Origin of the sequence: Streptomyces sp. NPDC002809, assembly GCF_040295435.1 — a bacterium.
Classification (GTDB): Bacteria; Actinomycetota; Actinomycetes; order Streptomycetales; family Streptomycetaceae; genus Streptomyces.
The window spans coordinates 158,072-178,982 of record NZ_JBEOVJ010000008.1 but is presented as its reverse complement, the minus strand read 5'-3'; the positions used below and the strand labels follow the sequence as shown (position 1 = coordinate 178,982).

General features: G+C 70.1%; 14 protein-coding genes. 2 read left to right on the top strand and 12 right to left on the bottom strand.

Translation table 11 applies throughout. The annotated features are described in order from the left end of the window. Positions 1 to 81 precede the first annotated feature (81 nt). Positions 82 to 678: a dihydrofolate reductase family protein gene (locus ABT025_RS08175; protein ID WP_350991174.1), complete on the bottom strand. Its 597-nt coding sequence runs from the start codon at positions 676 to 678 to the stop codon at positions 82 to 84. 286 nt (positions 679 to 964) lie between these two features. On the opposite strand from ABT025_RS08175, the gene ABT025_RS08170 reads away from it, so the two are divergent. Continuing rightward, entirely contained in the window at positions 965 to 1,759 is a 795-nt protein-coding gene (locus tag ABT025_RS08170) for an ALF repeat-containing protein (protein WP_350991172.1), read from the top strand. A gap of 122 nt (positions 1,760 to 1,881) precedes the next feature. Here the strand turns inward: ABT025_RS08170 and ABT025_RS08165 are convergent, their stop codons facing one another. The 10 genes from ABT025_RS08165 to ABT025_RS08120 form a co-directional block, all read right to left on the bottom strand. After that, complete coding sequence (locus ABT025_RS08165; RefSeq protein WP_350991170.1) at positions 1,882 to 3,291, bottom strand: hypothetical protein; 1,410 nt, start codon at positions 3,289 to 3,291, stop codon at positions 1,882 to 1,884. A gap of 84 nt (positions 3,292 to 3,375) precedes the next feature. Then, positions 3,376 to 6,456, bottom strand: coding sequence for a glycoside hydrolase family 3 protein (locus ABT025_RS08160; RefSeq protein WP_350991168.1), 3,081 nt, complete (start codon positions 6,454 to 6,456; stop codon positions 3,376 to 3,378). 148 nt (positions 6,457 to 6,604) lie between these two features. Continuing rightward, positions 6,605 to 8,476 (bottom strand): discoidin domain-containing protein, encoded by a 1,872-nt coding sequence (locus tag ABT025_RS08155; protein ID WP_350991166.1) that lies wholly within the window; start codon positions 8,474 to 8,476, stop codon positions 6,605 to 6,607. A 65-nt stretch (positions 8,477 to 8,541) separates the two neighbouring features. Beyond that, complete coding sequence (locus ABT025_RS08150) at positions 8,542 to 9,960, bottom strand: GH1 family beta-glucosidase (RefSeq protein WP_350991164.1); 1,419 nt, start codon at positions 9,958 to 9,960, stop codon at positions 8,542 to 8,544. A 31-nt stretch (positions 9,961 to 9,991) separates the two neighbouring features. Beyond that, positions 9,992 to 11,005 carry an ABC transporter ATP-binding protein gene (locus tag ABT025_RS08145; RefSeq protein WP_350991162.1) on the bottom strand — a complete coding sequence of 338 codons (1,014 nt, stop codon included), beginning with the start codon at positions 11,003 to 11,005 and terminating at the stop codon, positions 9,992 to 9,994. Further along, positions 11,002 to 11,979, bottom strand: coding sequence for an ABC transporter permease (locus ABT025_RS08140; protein ID WP_350991160.1), 978 nt, complete (start codon positions 11,977 to 11,979; stop codon positions 11,002 to 11,004). The genes ABT025_RS08145 and ABT025_RS08140 overlap by 4 nt, the downstream gene beginning before the upstream one ends. 5 nt (positions 11,980 to 11,984) lie before the next feature. Then, positions 11,985 to 12,965, bottom strand: coding sequence for an ABC transporter permease (locus tag ABT025_RS08135; protein WP_350991158.1), 981 nt, complete (start codon positions 12,963 to 12,965; stop codon positions 11,985 to 11,987). Continuing rightward, positions 12,962 to 14,023, bottom strand: a complete 1,062-nt coding sequence (locus ABT025_RS08130) for an ABC transporter ATP-binding protein (protein WP_350991156.1) — start codon at positions 14,021 to 14,023, stop codon at positions 12,962 to 12,964. The genes ABT025_RS08135 and ABT025_RS08130 overlap by 4 nt, the downstream gene beginning before the upstream one ends. A 24-nt stretch (positions 14,024 to 14,047) precedes the next feature. Next, positions 14,048 to 15,724 (bottom strand): ABC transporter substrate-binding protein, encoded by a 1,677-nt coding sequence (locus tag ABT025_RS08125; protein WP_350991154.1) that lies wholly within the window; start codon positions 15,722 to 15,724, stop codon positions 14,048 to 14,050. Positions 15,725 to 15,849: 125 nt separating this feature from the next. After that, entirely contained in the window at positions 15,850 to 16,824 is a 975-nt protein-coding gene (locus tag ABT025_RS08120; protein ID WP_350991152.1) for a LacI family DNA-binding transcriptional regulator, read from the bottom strand. A gap of 290 nt (positions 16,825 to 17,114) precedes the next feature. Here ABT025_RS08120 and ABT025_RS08115 point away from each other — a divergent pair, with 290 nt between their 5' ends. Next, positions 17,115 to 18,983 (top strand): ricin-type beta-trefoil lectin domain protein, encoded by a 1,869-nt coding sequence (locus tag ABT025_RS08115; RefSeq protein ID WP_350991150.1) that lies wholly within the window; start codon positions 17,115 to 17,117, stop codon positions 18,981 to 18,983. Positions 18,984 to 19,070: 87 nt separating this feature from the next. Here the strand turns inward: ABT025_RS08115 and cimA are convergent, their stop codons facing one another. Further along, positions 19,071 to 20,678: a citramalate synthase gene (gene cimA, locus ABT025_RS08110; protein WP_350991148.1), complete on the bottom strand. Its 1,608-nt coding sequence runs from the start codon at positions 20,676 to 20,678 to the stop codon at positions 19,071 to 19,073. Between the last annotated feature and the right edge of the window lie 233 nt (positions 20,679 to 20,911).

Below are 20,911 nucleotides of genomic sequence, written 5' to 3'. Positions count from 1 at the left end.
AGGCCGCCGCCGACCTGGAACTCATCCGCAGCGGAGGGTTCGAGGCCGACCGGCTGCACCCGCTGGTCCCCCGCACCCCTTCTACCCCTTCGCCGCCGTGCGGTACGTGCACACCTGCACGCCCGCTCCACTCGTGGTGTGCGAGACCAGTTCCAGTGTGCGCAGGCCGCCGTCCGCCGGGAAGATCGACTTTCCCCCGCCGAGCAGCACCGGCATGATCACCAGCCGGAGTTCGTCGACGAGGTCCTCGCTCAGCAGGCTGCGTACGAGGGTGGGGCTGCCCATGACCAGCAGGTTCCCGCCGTCCTTCTCGCGCAGTTCCCGGATCCGTCCCGCGAACTCCTCGCCGGGGATGCGCTCGGTGTTGTTCCACGTCAGGTCGTCGTCGCCCAGGGTGTCGGTCACGACGTACTTCCCGATCGCGTTCATCCGGTCGGCGAAGGGGTCCCCGGCCCGCTCGGGCCATGCCCCGGCCATCGTCTGCCAGGTGCGGCGGCCGAAGAGCAGCGCCTCGGCCGAGCTCATCGCACTGTCGAACGCGCCGCCCACCACCTCCGGGTCGAAGAAGGGGTGCGACCAGCCGCCGTGGGCGAAGCCGCCGTCCGTGTCCTCCTCGGCACCGCCCGGCGCCTGCACGACGCCGTCCAGGCTGATGAACTCGCTGATGACGATGCGCATGTGACTCTCTCCTCGTGGACCGCGGATCAGGTGTACGGGAAGTGAGACTGCCACGCCGCCCGGAAGTCATCGCGATCACTCGCCGTCATCGCGCGGGAAGGCCCGATCGGGCGCCGGACGGACCCGGCCTCCCGAGCAGCCTCGGCCGCCCTTGCCGGCCTTTTCCAACAGGTGCGGGTCCGGCAACAGTTGCCTACGGTTTCTTTCCGCCAAACGGAGTTGATCTCGGTAGGCCACGGGGGGATCCTTCATGCCGACGGACACGCCAAAGCCTGGAGGCACATCCATGAGACCGACCCGCGCTGCGCTGCTGATCGCCGCAGCCGCTCTGACGCCCGCCCTCCTGTTCACCGCACCGGCCTTCGCCGCGTCCACGCCGGCCACCACCGCCGCGTCCACCACGCCCGTCACCCCCACGCCGGCGACGGCCTGCCCGGCCACGCCGTCCGACTCCGGCACCCCTGTCGACGAGATGACGGAGGACGAACTCCGGGCCGCGATCCAGGACATCCTCGCGGACGCGAACGCCGGCCGGGGTGTCCTGCGCGAGGCGAACGAGGCCCTGAGCGGCACGGTGGACGCCATGCGCGCCTTCCTGGAGACGGGCTGTCGCACGGCCCAGGCCGAGGACGACACCGTCACCGTCTTCCGCATCCTCGGCGTGGCCACGCAGAACGGTGACAAGAGGGTGATCAAGGAGGTCAACGACCTCCTGGACGCCCGCACCCCCGAAGCCCTGCGCACCTTCCTGGAGACGGGGTACCGCCTCGCCCAGGCCGAGGACGACTCCGTCGCCGTTGCCCGCATCCTCTTCCTGGCCACGCAGAACGGCGACAAGAGGGTCATCAAGGAGGCCGGCGCCACCCTCGACGCCGGTACCCCCGAAGCCCTGAGCTCCTTCCGGTGGACGGGGTACCGCCTCGCCCAGGCCGAGGACGACTCGGTCTACATCGTCCGCATGCTGGCGAACCCCGATATCAGCGACGCCATGTACGACGCGATCCAGGCGGTCCTCGACGACGGCAGCCCCGAGGCCCTTCGGCACTTCCGGACGGTCGGCCAGTACGAGATCGACGGCTGACCTCAGCCGCAGGAGCGGGCCCCGAGCCCCCACCACCGGTCCGTGGACCGGTGGTGGGGGCTCGGCCGGGCCCGTCCTCGCGGGGCACTTCACCGCGTACGCGGAAAAGCCCCGGCCCGTCCTCAGAAGCCGCCGCCCCCGAAATCCCCGCCGCCGCCGAAGCCGCCGCCGTCGCCGAACCCGCCGCCTCCACCGTCGCCGAATCCGCCGCCGCCGAAGCCGGACGAGTCGAAGTCGGAGCCGGAGAAGTCACCGCCGCCGAAGTCGCCGCCCGAGCCGAAGTCGCCGCCGCCGTACTCCGCCGCGTACGCCGGGGTGGAGAGCATCGAGCCGAGCATCGTGCCGACCAGCAGGCCCGGGAGCAGGCCACCGCCGAAGTAGCCGCCCGCCCAGGGGCCGTAGGCCGGACCGGCCTCCCAGTAGGGGCGCCTGCTGCCGTCGCCCATGTCGACGGTGCGGCTCATCGGGTCCTCGCCGTCGCGCACCCGTATCTCGTCGGCGCCGCAGACCGGGACCTCGCGGGCCGTGCCGCCCGACGGGGCCCACTGGACGTCGGCGACCGAGGGGCCGTGGCGCGGGTCGAAGAAGCAGGGCGGGCGGCGGGCGGGGAGTTCACCGCCGGTGCGGCGGGCGTCCAGGACGGCGAGCGAGTAGCGCCCGTCCTCCAGCGCCTGGGTCACCCCGCGCACGTCCGAGGGGTGCCGCGCGTGCTCCATCCGGGATTTCGCGCTCTCGTAGGAGTCGAGGGCGCGTTCGTAGTCCGCGCGCATCGTGTCGTCGGCGCCCGCCTCCGCGGGGTGGAAGTCGAGCCGGTCCAGGGTCTCCCCGTACGCCGTGATGTCCTCGTCGACGACGACCCGGAGCTTGTCCAGGGCGGCCTGTTCCTCGGCCTCCTTGCGCTTCCGGTTGCGGCGCACGATCGTGTACGCCCCCGCGCCGCCGAGGACCACCACCGCGCCGACCGCGATCAGGCCGGCGGTGGCCGAGCTGCTGCCGGAGGACGTGCCGCTCCAGGAGCTGGGGGCGCTGCCCCGAGCCTGTTCGACGGCCCGGTCGACGAACGCGTTCAGCTGGGTCGCGGCGGACGTGTCCGCGCCGGGTGCCTTCACGGCCGCGGTGAGGTTCTGGACCGCCTGCTGGGACATCACCTGCGGGTCGGCGCCGGCGTTGAAGCCGTCGCCGAGACGGATCGCGTAGACGCCGGTGATACCGGTGTCGGTGCGCAGGGTGCGGAGCACGCTGTCCTCGGGGAAGGCGGAGGTCTGCGGCAGCACGGCCACGAAGACCGGCTTGTCGGCGTCCTTGATCTTCTTCGTCAGGGCGTCGGCCTGGTTCCGGGAGAGCTGGCCGGCCGCTGCCGGATCGACGTACACCGGGCTCCTGCGCAGCGCCTGGGCGACGTCGTCGACCGTGGTTGCGCCAGTCGCGGCCGGTGCGGCGGGGGCCAGGAGCAGCGCGGCCGCCGACAGCAGGAGGAGAAGCCCCGCCAGGAACGCCGGGACCAGGAAGTTCGGGAACGGTCTGTTCCGCATACTTCGAAGCTAACCCACATGGGTGAGAAATGCGTTGCGGGCGGGTGGGCGGAATCTGCGCCGCCCACCCGCCCGCACCGTCGGTCAGGCGGCCCGGTACGCCGCCCTCAGCTTCGCCACCGCGCCGGTCAGGTCACCGGTGAGCAGCAGGTGGTCCGCATCGGCGAACGGCTTGGACACCGCTTCCGTCAGCTTTCCGTCGATCTTCTGCTGGACCAGCAGCCGGGCCTGGCCGACGATGGTGCGGCCCACGTCCGTCCGGCCGAGGCCGGTCTTCTCCGCGACCTGGGCGGCCAGCGCGAGTGCGCCGAGCGTGAGCTCGCCGCCGGCGGGGGGCTTCTTCAGCGTGGTGAGGCCCCAGCCGTACGGGAACTGCGGGTCGTACGCCGCGTCGCCCACGTTGACCGGCAGCTGTGACTCGGACTTCGGCCAGGTGACCGGCAGCTGACCGGTGAAGGCGCGCTTGCCGAAGAGCACGTCGGCCACGCCGTCGCCCTCGGTGCCCGGCAGCCAGGAGGCCACCAGGGCGTCGATGCCGTCGAGCCGGTCGCCGATGAGCTGCGGGCGGCCCGAGACGATCAGGACGGCGCACTTCATCGCGGCGCAGACCTTGTCGACCGCTGCCTTGTCGGCGGCGGACAGCTCCAGGTCGTGGCCGTTGCCGACGTCGCCGATGCCCTCCGCGTACGGGGTCTCGCCGACGACCACGACGCCGACGTCGTAACCGTCCGTGGCGGCCGATGCGTCCTTGGAGTACGTGACCGAGTCGGCGTCCTTCTTCATGGCCGACAGGATCGTGGTGCCCGGGGTGATGTTGCCGGACGAGCCCTGCCAGCTGACGGTCCAGCCGCCGGCCTGGTTGCCGATGTCGTCGGCGTTGGAGCCGGCGACGTACACCTTCTGCGTGGACTTCAGCGGCAGCACACCGCCGTCGTTCTTCAGCAGCACCTGGGACTTGGCGGCGGCCTCGCGGGCCACGGCGCGGTGCTCGGCCGAGCCCACCTTGTCGAGGTTGGACGTGTCGGCGTACGGCTTCTCGAAGAGGCCCAGCCTGAACTTCTGCGTCAGGATGCGGGACACCGCGTCATCGATCCGGGCCTGGGTGATGCGGCCCGCGGTGACCTCGTCCTGGAGCGTCCTCGTGAAGTCCTTGTACGCCGTCGGCACCATGATCATGTCGAGTCCGGCGTTGATCGAGGTGCGGACGTCGCTCGCGTAGTCGCCGGGGATCTGGTCGATCGCCTGCCAGTCGCTGATGACGAAGCCCTCGAAGCCCATCCGGTCCTTCAGCACACCGTTGATCATCTCGGCGTTGGCGTGCATCTTCACCGGGCCCTCGTCGTCCCCGAGGATGTCGAGCGAGGAGTACGACGGCATGACCGTGCCGACACCGCGCTTGACGGCTTCGGTGAACGGGGCGAGGTGGACGGCTTCGAGTTCCTCCCGGGTGACCTTGGTGACGCCCTGGTCGATGGGGTAGGAACCGGTGGTCGAGGAGCCGTACTCCGTGCCGCCGTCGCCGACGTAGTGCTTGGCGGTGGCCAGCACCTTGTCGTTGCGGTCCAGGTCCTTGCCGGACGCGGCGCCCTGCATGCCCTGGATCACCGTCTCCAGGGACTCCACGAGTGCCGGGTCCTCCCCGTACGCCTCGTAGGCGCGGCCCCAGCGGTCGTCGCGCGAGACGCAGAGGCAGGGGGCGAAGTCCCACGGGATGCCGGTGGCGCGCACCTCGTTCGCGGTGACGGCGCCGGTCTTCTCGACGGTCTTCGGGTCGCGGGTCGCGCCGAGGCCGACGTTGTGCGGCATGATCGTCGAGCCGATCACGTTGTTGTGGCCGTGCACCGCGTCCACGCCGTAGATCAGCGGGATCTGGAAGCGGGTCGCCTGGGCGCGCAGCTGGTAGGCGTCGACCATCTTCGCCCAGGCCGCGGCCGTGTTGGGCGTGGGTACGGAGCCGCCGCCGGAGAGCAGCGAGCCGAGGTCGTACGTGGCGATGTCGCCCTGCGAGGCTAGCGCGTTGCGCTCCGCCTGCGTCATCTGGCCGGCCTTCTCGGCGGGCGACATCCGGGCGAGCAGGTCGGCGACCCGCTGCTTCACCGGCAGCTTCGGGTTCTGGTAGGGCAGCCCGTGGGCGTCGATGACGACCTGCGGGTTCTCCTTCGGCGGCTTGGCTCCGGTGACGGTGAGTTCGAGCGGGACCGTCTTCGCGGACGCGGCCCCCGCGATCTTCCGCGTGGTGACGGAGACCCGGTGCGTGGTGCCGGAGGCGGTGCCCGCGGGGAAGGTGTACGTGCCGCTGACCGGCGTGTAGTCGGTGCCGGACGCCCCGCTGCCGCCCTTGGTCTCGTACGCGACGGTGACGGGCTCGTCCAGCGGGAGCGAACCGGTGGTGGCGACGGAGAGGTCGATGTCGGCGGTGGCGCCCTGCTTGACGGGGTGCACGGCCGCGTCGGTGACGACGCTCGCCTTCAGTGCCGCGTCGGCCTTCCCGTACAGCTCCATGCCGTCGATGGCGAACCTGCCGGGGGCGCCGGGCGGCAGGGTGAGGGCGTAGCCCCACATCTCGTCGAGGCCGAGCACCTGGTCGATGCCGCCGACGGGCTGGTAGTCGCCGCGGTAGGTGAAGTCGGCGAACGGGATCTCGACCTGGTGCCAGCCCTCCCAGTCGTCGGTGAAGGAGGTGGTCCAGAGCTCGGAGGCCTCGCCGTGGGCGCCGCCGTCCTTGATCTCGAAGCTGATCTTCCTGCCCGAACCGGGCGGCAGGGGCGCGGTGTTCTGGCCGTACCACCAGAAGCGGATGCCCTTGTGGGCGGACCAGTCGTGGGCGGGCTGGTCGGCGGCGTAGTCGTGGCTGAGGCCGCCGTAGCCGCTGATGTCGAAGGTGCCTTCGAGGACCTTGGTGCCCTCGGGGGCGTCCGCGCGCTCCTCGATGGACAGGGTGGGCGGGTCGTCGGCGTCGCCGCCCCAGGTGAAGATGCCCTCGGCGGGCTGGTTCGCGAAGGGGACCTCGCCCTCGAAGCGGTCGATGGCGACGGGTGCCGGTTCGTCGGCTGCGGCGGGCGCCGCCGCGCTGGGAACGGCCCCGGCGAGCAGGCCGGCGAGGACGGTGGCGGCGGCCAGTGCGGCTGTCGCGGGTCTCGCCCGGTGACGGGTGCGCGGTGGCATGTGCGGCTCCTCGGTGCGGTGGCCGCGCGCGGCTCGGGGGTGCGGATGCCGTGCCGCGCGCGGGGTGCGGGTGTGACCTGGAGGTGCGGGGGTTCTGTTACTTCTGGGGGGGGTGGTGGTCCTGTTACTTCTGGGGGGGGCGGTCCTGTTATTTCTTCTGCTCGACGCGGACCCAGTCGATCTCCGCCTTGACGCCGCCCCGGGCGATGCGGTCGACGCTGGACTGCGGCAGGCCCCAGTAGGGCGTGGTGACCTTGTTCCAGCCTGCGGGATACGCGCCGCCGAGGGCCAGGTTGAGGATCACGTACTGGTTGTGGTCGTAGACCCACTGGCCGCGGGTGGACTCCAGCTTCTGGCGGGAGGTCGTCTGGACGACCCGGTCGTCGACGGTGAACGTCATGCCTTCGGGCGTCCACTCGACGCCGTAGGTGTGCCACTCGTCGGCGCGGCCGCCGTTCGGGTAGGTCTGCTGCCTGCCGATGTTGCCGTCGGCCGAGTAGCCGGGGCCGTGCAGGGCGGAGCTGGTCCAGTCGCCGTAGCCGATGTTCTCCATGATGTCCGTCTCGCCCGAGCCGGGCCAGGAGACGGACGGGTCGTCGACGTTGCTGCCCAGCATCCAGAAGGCGGGCCAGAAGCCGTCACCGACCGGCAGCTTCATGCGGGCGCTGACCTTGCCGTAGGTGAAGTCGAACCTGGTGTTGGTGTCGACCCGGCCGGAGGTGAAGTCGAAGGTGCCGTTGGGCGTCGGGGTGCAGCCCTTGCAGTACTTCGACTCCAGGACGAGGGCGCCGTTCTCGGTGCGGATGTTGTCCGTCGAGTCGACGTAGGCCTGCGATTCCCCGTTGACGGGGCCCATCTCCGTACCGGTGCGCACCACCCGCCACTTGGAGCGGTCCAGGCCCGAGCCGGTGAAGTCGTCGAAGAACGTGGTGCTGTACGCGCCGCCGGGGTTCTTGGGCAGGGCCGGGTAGGCGGCGTCCGCGCTGCCTCCGGTGCCCCAGACCTGGAACTCGTAGAGGGAGTAGCCGAACTGGGCGGTGGCGGGCGCGGGGTTGTAGAAGGAGCGGCGCTCCACTCCCAGCATCCGGACGTAACGGCCGGTCGCCGGAGTGGGCAGGGTGACGGTGTCGTGGCGGCCGGCCGCCTCGCCCGGCGCCTTCACATCGGCGCGGCGGGCGGCGACGTCGGCGGCGGAGGGCTGGTGGACGGTGCGCCAGGTGCGGTTGTCGTCGGAGACCTGGATCCGGTAGTCGACGGCGTAGGCCGCCTCCCAGTACAGGTCGACGGTGTCGATGGTGGAGGTGGCTCCGAGGTCGACGCCGACCCAGCGGTCCGCGTTCCAGTCGCTGGACCAGCGCGACTGGTCCGCCTTGAGGTCGGCCGGCCGGCCGCCGTCGGTGACGAAGGCCGGTGAATTGCCCGCGTGCTGGTAGAGGTTGCCGTACGCGGGGTGGTTCAGGGCGAGGTTGGTACGGGTCGTGGAGGCGGGGGCCTGTTCCCCTCCGTACACCTTGAAGGAGTAGAGGGAGTAGCCCCAGGAGGTGGCGCGCTGGATGCCGCGCATCCGGACGTAGCGGCCGGTGGCCTCCTGGGGGTAGGTGTGCGCGGTGACGGTTCCGCCGGTGCCGTCGTCCTCGGTGTAGAAGGCGGTCCAGTCGGTGCCGTTCCTCGACACCTCCAGGACGTACTTCTTGCCGTAGGCGGCCTCCCAGTCCAGGGTGACCCGGCCGATCCGGATGACCGAGCCGAGGTCGACCCGGATCCAGGCGTCGTCGGCGAAATTGCTGGCCCAGCGGGTGGCGCCGTCGCCGTCCGCGGCGGCCCCGGGTCCTGTGGCGTCGTTCTCACTGCCGGACGCGGTGACGGCGCCTGGGTCGGCGGCGTGGGCGGCGGCCGCCCGGTCGGTGTCCCATGCCGCGGCCTGCGCCGCCGGCCGGGGGGCCGGGGCGGCGAAGGCCATGGGGGCGGCGAGGGCGATCAGAGCGGCGGTGGTGGCTGCCAGAGTCGTACGAGAGGGCACGGTGGGGCTCCCGTTCGTGTCAATGGGGCTGCGCGGCCCCGCGCGTGGGCGCCGCCGGACAGGCCCTACGCGTTGCGGGTGAGGTGGATGGTGTCGCGGTACCACTTGGCGCTGTCCTTGAGCGTCCGCACCTGCGTGTCGTAGTCGACGCGGACGATGCCGAATCGCTTGTCGTAGCCGTAGGACCACTCGAAGTTGTCCATCAGCGACCAGGCGAAGTACCCCCGGACGTCGGCCCCTTGAGCGCGGGCGGCGGCGACGGCGGCGATGTGGTCGGCGAGATAGGTGGTGCGGTCGGCGTCGTGGATCCCGCCGTCCGCCGAGACGGTGTCGTCGAAGGCGGCGCCGTTCTCGGTGATGACCGTCGGGAGACCGTAGTCCTTCTCCAGACGGACGAGCAGGTCGGTGAGGGCGGTGGGGGTGATCTCCCAGTCCATGGCGGTACGGGGCAGGTCGCGCTCGACGACGCGGGTGACGGGCAGGCCGTCGGCGTCGGTCGTCGCACCGTCCTCGGTCACGCCGGAGAAGAGGGAGCCGCGGTAGAAGTTGACGCCGAGGACGTCCAGCGGGGTGGAGATGATCTCCAGGTCACCGTCCTGGACCGGGAGTTCGATGCCCTGGACGGCGAGGTCGGCGACGATGTCCTCGGGGTAGGTGCCCTTGACGACCGGGTCCAGGTAGAGGCGCGCGCCGAGTCCGTCGGCGCGGCGGGCCGCCTCGGCGTCCTCGTGGCTGTCGGTCGCGGGCGTCGCGGTGCCGAGGTTGAGGGTGATGCCGAGTTCGAGCTCGTTGCCGCGGGCGGCGGCCTGCTCCCGCAGGTACCGGGAGGCGAGGCCGTGGCCCAGCAGCAGGTGGTGGACGGCGTGGATCGCCTCGCCGAGGTTCTTCCGGCCGGGTGCCTGGTTGCCGTACGCGTAGCCGAGCATCGCCGAGCACCACGGCTCGTTCAGCGTGGTCCAGTGCTTCACCCGGTCGCCCAGGGCGTCGTGGGCGAGGGCGGCGTACTCGGCGAAGCGGTGGGCGGTGTCGCGGGCCGGCCAGCCGCCCGCGTCCTCCAGCTCCTGCGGCAGGTCCCAGTGGTAGAGCGTGATCCACGGGGTGACGCCCTTGGCGTCCAGCTCGTCGACCAGGCGCTTGTAGAAGTCCAGGCCCTTGGCGTTGGCGGGTCCGCGGCCGCCGGGCTGGATGCGGGGCCAGGCCAGCGAGAAGCGGTACGTGTCGACGCCCAGGTCCGCGATCAGCTGCACGTCCTCGGGCATCCGGTGGTAGTGGTCGCAGGCCACGTCGCCGTTCTCGCCGCGGACGACCATGCCCGGCACCCTGCAGTACGTGTCCCAGATGGACGGCGTTCTGCCGTCCTCGGCCGCCGCTCCCTCGATCTGGTAGGCGGCTGTGGCGACGCCCCAGCGGAAGTCGGCGGGCAGGCCGGGTACGGCCTGGGCGGCGATCTCACGGGCGTAGGCCTGGGGGGTGACGAGGTTCATGGTTCTCCTGTGGTGTGCGGTGCGTACGTCGCTACGGGCGGGCGACTGCGGGGGCCGGGGCTTCCTTGTGGAGCCAGCAGGCCACCGAGCGGGAGCCGTCCCCGTCAGGCGCGGCGAGTACCGGGACGTGGGTGTCGCACCCGTCGACCTTCTTGGCGCAGCGGGGGTGGAAGGCGCAGCCGGCCGGCATCGCGGACAGGTGCGGGGGCGAGCCGGGGATGCCGCTGAGCTCGCGGCGGGGGCCGTGCAGCGCGGGGAAGGAGTGCAGCAGCCCGTCGCTGTACGGGTGGCGGGGGTCGCGGTAGATGTCGGAGGCGCCGGCCTCCTCGACGATCCGTCCGCCGTACATGATCGCGATCCGGTCGGAGAACTCGATGAGGAGGGAGATGTCGTGCGTGATGAAGACGACGGAGAAGCCGAGTTCCTCGCGGAGTCTGACCAGCTGGCGCAGGATCTGCCGCTGCATGACGACGTCGAGCGCCGTCGTGGGCTCGTCCATGATGACGATCTCGGGCTCCAGGGCGAGAGCCATCGCGATCATGACGCGCTGGCGCATGCCGCCGGAGAGCTGGTGCGGGTAGGCGCCGAGCCGGTCGGCGGAGATGCCGACGAGGTTCAGCAGTTCCTTGGCCCGCGCGGTCCGTTCGCCCTTCTTCATGTCCGGGCGGTGGGCCTGGAGTACGTCGGTGAGCTGGCTGTGGACCGTGTGGACCGGGTTCAGGGAGTTCATCGCGCCCTGGAAGACGATCGACAGCTCCTGCCAGCGGAAGGCGCGCAGCTCGGGCGCCGACAGGGTCAGCAGGTCGAGCGCCTCGCCGTCGCGCTGGTGGTAGTGGACCTCGCCGCCGGTGATCACACCGGGCGGGGAGAGCAGCCGGGTGACGGCGTAGGCCAGCGTGGACTTGCCGGAGCCCGACTCCCCCGCGAGGCCGAGGACTTCGCCGCGGTGCAGGGTGAGGTCGATGTCGCGCAGCGCGTGCACGGCGGCCGCGCCGGTCCCGTAGTCCACGTTGAGGCCGCTGATGGTGAGGACGGGCTCGCTCATGAGCGGGGCTCCTTCTTGGACGTGCCGGTACGGGCCACGGGGGTGAAGCCGACGCGCATACGGACCTTCCTGGAGCCGCCGGTCTCGGTGCGCAGGCGCGGGTTGACGAACTCGTCGATGCCGAAGTTGATCAGGGCCAGCGACATGCCGAGCAGGGCGATGCAGAGCCCGGCCGGGACGAACCACCACCAGGCGCCCTGCGCCAGGGCCTGGTTGGACTGGGCCCAGAACAGGACGGTGCCCCAGTTCCAGTTCGAGATGTCGGCGACGCCGATGAAGGCGAGGGTGATCTCGGAGAGGATCGCGAAGATGACCGTGCCGACGAAGCCGGAGGCGATGACGGCGGTCAGGTTGGGCATCACCTCGAAGAAGATGATCCGCCAGGTCGACTCGCCGGTGGCGCGGGCCGCCTCGACGTAGTCGCGGCGGCGCAGCGACAGCGTCTGGGCGCGCAGTACCCGGGCGCCCCAGGCCCACGAGGTCAGAGCGATGACGGCGGCGATCAGCAGGTCGCCGGTGTCGGAGACGAAGCTGGCGATGATGATGATCAGCGGCAGTCCGGGGATCACCAGGAAGACGTTGGACAGCAGCGAGAGCACCTCGTCGGCGGTGCCGCCGAGGAAGCCGGCGCTGACACCGATCAGCACGGACAGGATCGTGGCGATGATCCCGGCCAGGAAGCCGACGACGAGGACGCCACGGGTGCCGACGAGGATCTGCGAGAGCACGTCCTGGCCGGTCTGCGTGGTGCCGAACCAGTGGGAGCCGGACGGCGGCTGGAGCAGTTCGTTGCTCATCGTGTCGGGGTCGTACGGGGCGATCCACGGTCCGACGACGGCGATCAGGACGAAGAAGAGCAGGATGCCGAGTCCGACGACGGTCTTGCGGCCGCGCAGGAAGCGGAACCTGCGCCTGCTCGCTGCCGGGGTCTCGGTCACGTCGAGGACGGCGACCTCTGTGGCGGTGACGGCCATGAGCCCTACGCCTCCCTTCGGGTACGGGGGTCGAGGAGCATGTAGAGCACGTCGGCGAGGAGGTTCGCCGCGAGGACGGAGAGCGTGATGATCAGGAAAATGCCCTGCATGAGGGGGTAGTCCTTGGCGCCCACGCCCTGGAAGAGCTGGTAGCCGATGCCCGGGTAGGAGAAGACCATCTCCACCAGGAGCGTGCCGCCGACGATGAAGCCGAGCGAGAGGGCGAAGCCGGAGATGTTGGGCAGGATCGCGTTGCGTGCCGCGTAGCCGAACATCACCCGGCGCTCGGAGAGCCCCTTGGCCTGGGCGACCATGACGTAGTCCTCGCTGGACACCGTCACCATCATGTTGCGCATGCCGAGGATCCAGCCGGCCACCGCGCTGAGGACGATCGTGAAGCCGGGCAGCACCCCGTGGTAGAGCGCGCTGGAGATGAACGGCCAGTCGAAGGCGGGCACCAGCGAGTTGTCGTAGCCGCCGTCGGCCGGGAAGAGCGGCCACTTCACGGCGAACAGCGAGATCGCGATCAGCCCGAGCCAGAAGTACGGGATGGCGGAGATGAAGGTGGTGACGGGCAGCAGGCTGTCCATCCAGGAGCCGCGCCGCCAGCCGGTGAAGACCCCGATGCCGGTGCCGAGGACGAAGCTGATCAGCGTGGTGATGCCGACGAGGGCGAGCGTCCACGGCAGCGACTGGGCGATGACCTCGCTCACCGGGGTGGGGAAGAAGGTGAACGAGAGCCCGAGGTCGCCGTGGAACAGGTGCGACCAGTAGTCGGTGTACTGCTGCCAGATCGACTGCTTCTTGTCGAGGCCGAACAGGGCCTTCAGCGAGGCGATGGCGCTGGTGTCCAGCTGGCCCTGGAAGCGGGCGATGAGCGACTGGACGGGGTCGCCGGGCATCATGCGCGGGATGAGGAAGTTGATCGTGATGGCGGCCCAGGCCGTGACCAGGTAGAAGGCGAGCCGTTGGAGCAGAAACTTCATTTCGCAGCCTCCTTCTCGTGGTCGTCGGCGGGGACGGTGCCGGTTCCCTCGTACAGCCAGCAGGCGGCCCACTGCCCGTCGGCCAGGTCGAAGCGCGGCGGCAGCTCGGTGCGGCAGCGCTCCATCGCCTTGGGACAACGGGGGTGGAAGCGGCAGCCGGCCGGCGGGGTGATGAGCGACGGGGGCTCGCCGCTGCCGGTCTCCTCCTGCTCCTCCCCCGCGACCACCCGGTCGGGGTCGGGCGCCGAGGCGATCAGCAGCTGGGTGTAGGGGTGGGCGGGGCGCTGGGTGACGGTCTCGCTGTCCCCGCCCTCGACGATCCGGCCCGCGTACATCACCAGCGTGGTGTCCGCGAAGTAGCGGGCGGAGGCGATGTCGTGGGTGATGTAGAGGATCGCGAGGTGGAGGCGGTCCTTGAGGTCCTTGAGCAGGTTGAGGACCCCGAGCCGGATCGAGACGTCCAGCATCGAGACCGGCTCGTCGGCCAGCAGGACCTGGGGGTCGGCGCCGAGCGCGCGGGCGATGGCCACGCGCTGGCGCTGACCTCCCGACAGCTCGTGCGGGAACTTGTCCAGATACTGATGAGGAGGAGTCAGCTGGACGCGGTTCAGCAGAGCGGTCAGGTTCTCTTCGAGCTCCGCCTCGCCGCTGCCCGCCCGGCCGTGGATCTTCAGCGACCGGGTGAGGTGGTAGCGCACGGTGTGCACCGGGTTCAGCGAGGCGAACGGGTCCTGGAAGATGAGCTGGACCCGGCGTACGTAACTGCGGAAGGACCGGCCACGTCCGGCCTTCACCGGCTGCCCGCCCAGGTGGATCTCGCCCGACGTGAGCGGATACAGCTGCGCGAGCAGTCTGGCGACGGTGGACTTCCCGGAGCCCGACTCCCCCACCAGTGCCGTGACGGTGCCGCGCCGCAGCTCCAGCGAGGCGTCGTCGACGGCGTGGACGGTACGGCGCTTGCCCGCGAGGAGATCGCGGCCGGTGCGCCGCACGGCGAAGTGTTTGGTGACTCCGCGTGCTTCGAGCACGACTTGGTTCTTTTCGGACTGTTCAGACATGGCCGGTACCTGGATCCCTGCGTCCTACTTGGCGGGCTTGAGCTTCAGCACGATCTCCAGCGACGAGCGCTGGGTGTGCTGCGGGTCGGCGTACGGGTCGGCCTCGGTGGGCCAGCCCACCCAGTTCTTCGTGGAGTACTCCGCCCCGACGGGCGCGGCCGCGGTCGGGATCATCGGCGCCTGCTCGACCATGATCTTCTGCAGGGTGTTCATCGCCGCGGTGCGCGCGGTGTTCGTGGTGGACTGGGCGAAGTCCTTGAGTGCCTCGGTCGCCTCGGTGCTCTTGAAGCGGCCGAAGTTGCCGGACTGGGAGGGCTTGCCGATGGGCTGGAGCAGTGCGCCGTCCATGATGTTCTGGTACATGTCGTACGGGGTGGCACCGCTGTTGGTCCAGTGCAGCGTGGCGTCGAAGTTGCCGTTGGCGACGTCCGCGCCCCAGGCGTCCGCGGTCTGCGTCTTGACCTTGGCGTCGATGCCGATCTTCTTGATGTTGTCCTTGATGATCGACAGGCCGGTGATGTAGTCGTTCCAGCCGGCCGGGTCGGTGAAGGTGAGCGTCACGGCCTTGCCGCTCGGGTCCTTCAGCACACCGCCGCTGAGCGTGAAGCCGGCCTTCTCCAGGATCTTCTTGGCGCCCTCGACGTCGGGCTTCGTGGTGGCGCTCTTGTACTCGGGTGAGATGAAGGACTCACCGGCGGGCAGCGGAATGCCGGTCGGGTTGGTGATCTCCGGGTAGAGGGTCGCCTCGGCCTGGGTGTAGATCGCGTTGCGGTCGACGACCATCGCCATGGCCTTGCGCAGCGCCGGGTTGTCGAACGGCTTGCGGGTGGTGTTGAACCACAGGCCGTGGATACCGAGACCGGAGGGGAACCACAGCTTGTGGTTCTTCGGGTCCTTGGCGATGAACAGCTTCTTGTAGTCCGGCATGAAGACGAACGACCACTCGAGCTTGCCGCCGGCCAGCGCGGTGGTCGCGGCGTTGTTGTCGTTGTACGTGCTGTAGCGCAGCTCCTTGACCTTCGTCGACCCCTTCCAGTAGGTCGGCGTGGCGGTCAGCGTGGTGGTCTGCGGGGTGAAGGTCTTCAGCTTGTACGGGCCCGAGCCGACGGGCGTGCGGTTGGGCCAGGTCTCCGGGTTCTTGACCTTCTCCCAGATGTGCTTGGGCACGATGTACTGCTGGATGATCTTGTTCTGGTTGACGTACTGCGAGTCGTCGAAGGTCAGGACGACCTTCTTGTCCTTGATCTCGACGCCGCCCCACGCGATGCCGTCGGCGTTGAGCGCCGGGTGCTTCTTCAGCAGGTCGAAGGTGAACGCCACGTCCTCGGCGGTCAGGGGCTTGCCGTCGGCCCACTTGGCCCTGGGGTCGAGTGTGAAGGTGACCTTGGTGAAGTTGAGGTCCCACTTCCAGTCGGTCGCCAGCCACGGGTCGGCCTTGTCGGCGGGCCGGATCTGACTCACCATCGCCAGCGGCTCGTAGATCATCCAGCGGTAGCCGAGGGTGGCGCCCGCCGAGGTGTTCAGGAACGGGTTGCTGTTGTTCGTCTGCGGTCCGTCCGGCTTGCCGATGTTCAGGACGCCCGAAGCGCCGCTGCCACCGCCCTTGTTGTGATTCGAGTTGGCTGACGAGCATCCGGCGGCGAGCGCGACCACCGCGGTGGCGAGCGCGGCCGCTCTGAGCGTGTGACGGCGTGCGGACATAACGACTCCAGGAGGGACTGGCGGGTCTGGGAGATCCGGAAACGGGCAGCGCTCGGCGCGCCGGGTACGGGCGGTGCGGGTGCGGTACGGGCGTTACGGGTGCGGTGCGGGCTCGGCCCGTGCCGCTAGGGCGCCGAGTGGCGCACGACCAGTTCGGTGGGCAGCACGACCGGTGCGTCGGGTACGGGCGTGCCGCCGAGGTGGGAGAGCAGCATCCGTGCGGCCGTCTCACCCATCTGCCGGGTGGGCTGGCGCACGGTGGTCAGGGGCGGTTCGGTGTGCTCGGCCATCGGGATGTCGTCGAAACCGACCACTGCGATGTCGCCGGGCACGGAGCGTCCCGCGGCGCGCAGCGCCCGCAGCACGCCTGCTGCGGAGATGTCGTTGTGCGCGAACACCGAGTCGAACTCGACGCCGGAGGCGAGGAGTTGCTCCACGGCCTGGCGGCCGCAGCGCTCGGTGAAGTCCCCGCGGACGACGAGGTCGGTGGGCAGGACCGAGACGAATCCTTCCAGCCGGTCGCGTACGCAGCCGAAGTCCTGGGGGCCCGTGATGACCAGGGGCCTGGTGCGGCCGGCAGCCCGCAGATGGCGGGCGGCCGACGCGCCTCCTTCGTGGTTGGTGGTCACGACGGAGGGGAACTCGGGGTGGTGGCCGCGATCGTCGATCAGCACGATCGGCAGGCCACCGCGGTGCAGTGCGGTGAGGTGGTCCATGGTGTTCTCGGGTTCGACGACGACCAGTCCGTCGAAGGCCCGCGCCGACACCTGGCTGGTGAAGCGCTCCACGGACTCGGCCCCGCGGTTGCAGGTGAAGAGCAGCAGCCCGTAGTCGGCGGCCTCGACGGTGTCGACGACGCCCTGAAGCACCTCGCCCATCCACGGCCAGGTCAGCGAGGGCACCAGCATGCCGACCGTGCGGCTGCTGCCGCGGGCCAGACCGACGGCGCCCGAACTGGGTACGTAGCCGAGCTGTGCGATCACTTCACGAACACGGGCGGCCGTCGAACCGTCCACTTCGCCCTTGGTGTTGATGACCCGGGAGACGGTCGTCTTGCTGACGCCGGCCTCGCGGGCGACATCAGCGATGGTGACACGCATCGAGGGCCTCCAGGACACAACGGGACAGAGTGAACGAACGGCTGTGGAACCGGTACCGCAACCGGTTCCGGAACCGGTACCGGCGTTGGTGGCGTGAGTTAACCCCGCCGGAACACGACCGTCAATACTTCACGTCGAGATTGGTCCGTACCCATCTCAGGGGTGGCCCGGAACGCGCTTGTGTTCAAGTCCTGAACGCGCAAAGTCTTGACGTGGGCACGTAAGAGCAGTTCACTCCCGTCTCGTCCGACGGCACGTCCCCCACGCTCCCGCCGAGGAAGGCATCAGCCATGATCCGTTCAGGAAGGGCGGCCAGGGCGCTGCTCGCCGCAGTGCTCGCGACCGCCGGCCTCACCGGACTCTCGTCAGGCACCGCGCAGGCCGCGGGCGAGACGGTGAACATCGCCCTGACCACCACCGACGACTCCGGCGGCCGTCATGTCACCCGGGGCCTGGAGGCGCAGACCCCGGTCGTGTTCGGGGCCGGGAACGGGGGTGGCGGTACGAACATCACGGTCGACGAGAACACCCGGTACCAGACCTTCACCGGCGGCGGCGCCTCGTTCACCGACACCGCCGCGTACCTGATGAAGAGCAGCGGGGCGCTGAGCCAGGCGACTCGCGACGCCACGATGAAGAAGCTCTTCTCCCCCACGGAGGGCATCGGGCTGTCGTTCGTACGCAATCCGATGGGCGGTTCCGACCTGGCGCGGTACGGCTACACGTACGACGACATGCCCGCCGGGCAGAGCGACCCGTCCCTCGCGAACTTCTCGATCGCACATGATCTGGAGGATGTGCTGCCGCTGACGAAACAGGCCAGGCAGCTCAACCCGGCGCTGACGACCGTGGCCTCGCCCTGGACCGCCCCGGCCTGGATGAAGGACAACGGGCAGCTCAACGGCGGCTGGCTGAAGGCGGAGAACTACGGCGCCTACGCCGACTACTTCGTGAAGTACCTCCAGGCCTACCGGGACCAGGGCGTTCCGGTCGACTACGTCACCGCGCAGAACGAGCCGACGTGCTGCGGGGGTTATCCGTCGATGAGCTGGAACGGCTCCGGCCTCGCCTACTTCACCAAGAGCGAGCTGCTGCCGAAGCTGGCCTCCGCGGGCCTGGCGACCAAGGTGCTCGCGCACGACTGGAACTGGGACACCTACGACGCCTACGCCGCCGCCACCGTGGACGACGCGGCCGTGCGCAACCACCCGAACTTCGGCGGGGTGGCCTGGCACGGGTACGGCGGTGACATCGCCAAGCAGACGGCGGTGCACAACCAGTACCCGTCGACGGACGCGTTCCAGACGGAGCACTCGGGCGGCACCTGGATCGCCGACCAGCAGCGCGAGGACATGCTGAACATCATCGATTACACCCGCAACTGGGCGAAGTCGGTGACCAAGTGGTCCCTGGCGGTGGACCAGAACCGCGGCCCGCACAACGGCGGTTGCGGTACCTGCGACGGACTGATCACCGTGCACAACGGGGACAGCCGGAGCGGACAGGTCGACTACACGATCGAGTACTACACGATGGGCCACCTGACCAAGTTCGTCCGCCCGGGCGCCTCCCGGATCTCCTCCACCGCCAGTTCCACCGTGCCCAACGTCGCCTGGCGCAACCCGGACGGCTCGAAGGCGCTGATCGCGTACAACGGCGGCGGCTCGGCCCAGCAGGTGACGGTCAACTGGGGCGGCCAGAAGTTCTCCTACTCGCTCCCCGCCCGTACATCGGCGACCTTCACCTGGTCGGGGACGCAGTCCGGGGTGGAGGCCTCCTCGGGGGCCCTGTCCGGCCTCGGCGGCAAGTGCCTCGACGCGACGGGCAACACCGGCGCGGACGGCACGCCCGTCCAGCTCTGGGACTGCACGGGCGGCACCAACCAGCGCTGGACGGTGCAGAGCGACGGCTCGGTCCGAGCGCTCGGCGCCTGCCTGGACGTCACCGCGGGCTCGACGGCGAACGGCGCGAAGGTCCAGCTGTACACCTGCAACGGCACCTCGGCGCAGCGCTGGACGTACAACGCTTCGACGGGCGACATCGTCAACACGGCCGCGGACAAGTGCCTCGACGTGACCGATCAGTCGACGGCGAACGGGGCCCGCACCCAGATCTGGACGTGCACGGGGACGGCCAACCAGAAGTGGCGTCTCCAGTAGCAGCCACACGCGCCCGGACCGCGGGCCGGAGAGCCGGCCCGCGGTCCGGGCGCGTCCGCGCCGGAGGGTCCGCGCCCGAGGACCCTCCTACTCCGTCGGCTCGATCCCCGCGCGCAGCAGCCCGAAGGTGTACGCGTCCTCCAGGGCCTGCCAGGACGCGGCGATGACGTTCTCGGCGACCCCCACGGTCGCCCAGTCGCCGGTGCCGTCGCCCGTGGTGATCAGGACGCGGGTGGTGGACTCGGTACCGGTGCGGCCCTCCAGGATGCGGACCTTGTAGTCCACCAGTTCCAGCTTGGCGAGCTGCGGGTAGATCCGCTCCAGGGCGACCCGCAGCGCCCGGTCGAGGGCGTTGACCGGGCCGTTGCCCTCGGCGGCCGCGACGATGCGCTCGCCCTTGGCCCAGAGCTTCACTGTCGCCTCGTTGGCGTGCGTGCCGTCGGGACGGTCCTCGACGATGGCCCGCCAGGACTCCACACGGAAGTAGCGGCGGGGCCTGCCCTCGGCCTCGGCGCGCAGCAGCAGCTCGAAGGAGGCGTCGGCCGCCTCGTAGGTGTAGCCCCGGAGCTCGCGCTCCTTGACCCGCTCGACGACCCGGCCGATGAGCTCGCGGTCGCCGCCGAGGTCGATGCCGAGCTCCTGGCTCTTGAGCTCGATGGAGGCGCGGCCCGCCATGTCGGAGACGAGCATCCGCATGGTGTTGCCGACCAGTGCGGGGTCGATGTGCTGGTAGAGGTCCGGGTCGACCTTGATCGCGGAGGCGTGCAGCCCGGCCTTGTGCGCGAAGGCAGAGACGCCGACGTAGGGCTGGTGGGTGGAGGGCGTGAGGTTGACGACCTCGGCGATGGCGTGCGAGACGCGGGTCATGTCGGCGAGCGCGCCCTCGGGGAGGACGGTCATGCCGTACTTGAGCTCCAGCGCGGCGACGACGGGGAAGAGGTTGGCGTTGCCGACCCGCTCGCCGTAGCCGTTGGCGGTGCACTGGACGTGGGTGGCGCCGGCGTCGACGGCGGCCAGGGTGTTGGCGACGGCGCAGCCGGTGTCGTCCTGGGTGTGGATGCCGAGGCGGGCGCCGGTGTCGGCCAGGACGGTGGCGACGACGGCCTGGATCTGGGCCGGGAGCATCCCGCCGTTGGTGTCGCAGAGGATGACGACGTCGGCCCCGGCCTCGGACGCGCTCCGGACGACGTCCTTGGCGTACTCGGCGTTGGCGCGGTAGCCGTCGAAGAAGTGCTCGCAGTCGACGAACACCCGGCGGCCCTGGCCGGTCAGGTAGGAGACGGTGTCACGCACCATCTCCAGGTTCTCCTCCAGCGTGGTGCGCAGGGCGAGTTCCACATGGCGGTCGTGCGCCTTGGCGACCAGGGTGATCACCGAGGCGCCCGACTCCAGCAGCGCCTTGACCTGCGGGTCCTCGGCCGCCTTGCCGCCGGCCCTGCGGGTCGCGCCGAAGGCGACCAGTTCGGCGTTCTTGAACTCGATCTCCTGGCGCGCGCGGGCGAAGAACTCGGTGTCGCGGGGGTTGGCCCCCGGCCAGCCGCCCTCGATGAAACCGACGCCGAAATCGTCCAGGTGCCGGGCGATGGTCAGCTTGTCCGCGACCGTCAGGTTGATGCCTTCACGCTGGGCACCGTCGCGCAGCGTGGTGTCGAAGACATGGAAACTGTCGTCGGTGGGCTTGGCCTTGGTGGTCATGCTGATCTGACTCCTGTCGGATGAGTGGATCCGGACGATCTGACTCCACTTGCCCCCATCATCCCGCGCGCCTCGTCCCGGCCGGTGGTGAGGGCCGGAAAACAAAAAACCCCTCGCGGGTGCGAGAGGTCTGCGCGCGGGTCTGGGGCACGGTGGCCGTGCCGTACATGGTGGTACGGGACGGTCACTGCGGACCGGCGCGCCTGTTGCCAATAATCATGACGAACGAGGAC

Bases quoted from the DNA above. Each gene is read 5' to 3' on its own strand.
- ABT025_RS08165 (WP_350991170.1), bottom strand. From the start codon at position 3,291: ATGCGGAACAGACCGTTCCCGAACTTCCTGGTCCCGGCGTTCCTGGCG.
- ABT025_RS08160 (WP_350991168.1), bottom strand. From the start codon at position 6,456: ATGCCACCGCGCACCCGTCACCGGGCGAGACCCGCGACAGCCGCACTG.
- ABT025_RS08120 (WP_350991152.1), bottom strand. From the start codon at position 16,824: ATGCGTGTCACCATCGCTGATGTCGCCCGCGAGGCCGGCGTCAGCAAG.
- ABT025_RS08145 (WP_350991162.1), bottom strand. From the start codon at position 11,005: ATGAGCGAGCCCGTCCTCACCATCAGCGGCCTCAACGTGGACTACGGG.
- ABT025_RS08130 (WP_350991156.1), bottom strand. From the start codon at position 14,023: ATGTCTGAACAGTCCGAAAAGAACCAAGTCGTGCTCGAAGCACGCGGA.
- cimA (WP_350991148.1), bottom strand. From the start codon at position 20,678: ATGACCACCAAGGCCAAGCCCACCGACGACAGTTTCCATGTCTTCGAC.
- ABT025_RS08140 (WP_350991160.1), bottom strand. From the start codon at position 11,979: ATGGCCGTCACCGCCACAGAGGTCGCCGTCCTCGACGTGACCGAGACC.
- ABT025_RS08150 (WP_350991164.1), bottom strand. From the start codon at position 9,960: ATGAACCTCGTCACCCCCCAGGCCTACGCCCGTGAGATCGCCGCCCAG.
- ABT025_RS08115 (WP_350991150.1), top strand. From the start codon at position 17,115: ATGATCCGTTCAGGAAGGGCGGCCAGGGCGCTGCTCGCCGCAGTGCTC.
- ABT025_RS08125 (WP_350991154.1), bottom strand. From the start codon at position 15,724: ATGTCCGCACGCCGTCACACGCTCAGAGCGGCCGCGCTCGCCACCGCG.
- ABT025_RS08175 (WP_350991174.1), bottom strand. From the start codon at position 678: ATGCGCATCGTCATCAGCGAGTTCATCAGCCTGGACGGCGTCGTGCAG.
- ABT025_RS08135 (WP_350991158.1), bottom strand. From the start codon at position 12,965: ATGAAGTTTCTGCTCCAACGGCTCGCCTTCTACCTGGTCACGGCCTGG.
- ABT025_RS08170 (WP_350991172.1), top strand. From the start codon at position 965: ATGAGACCGACCCGCGCTGCGCTGCTGATCGCCGCAGCCGCTCTGACG.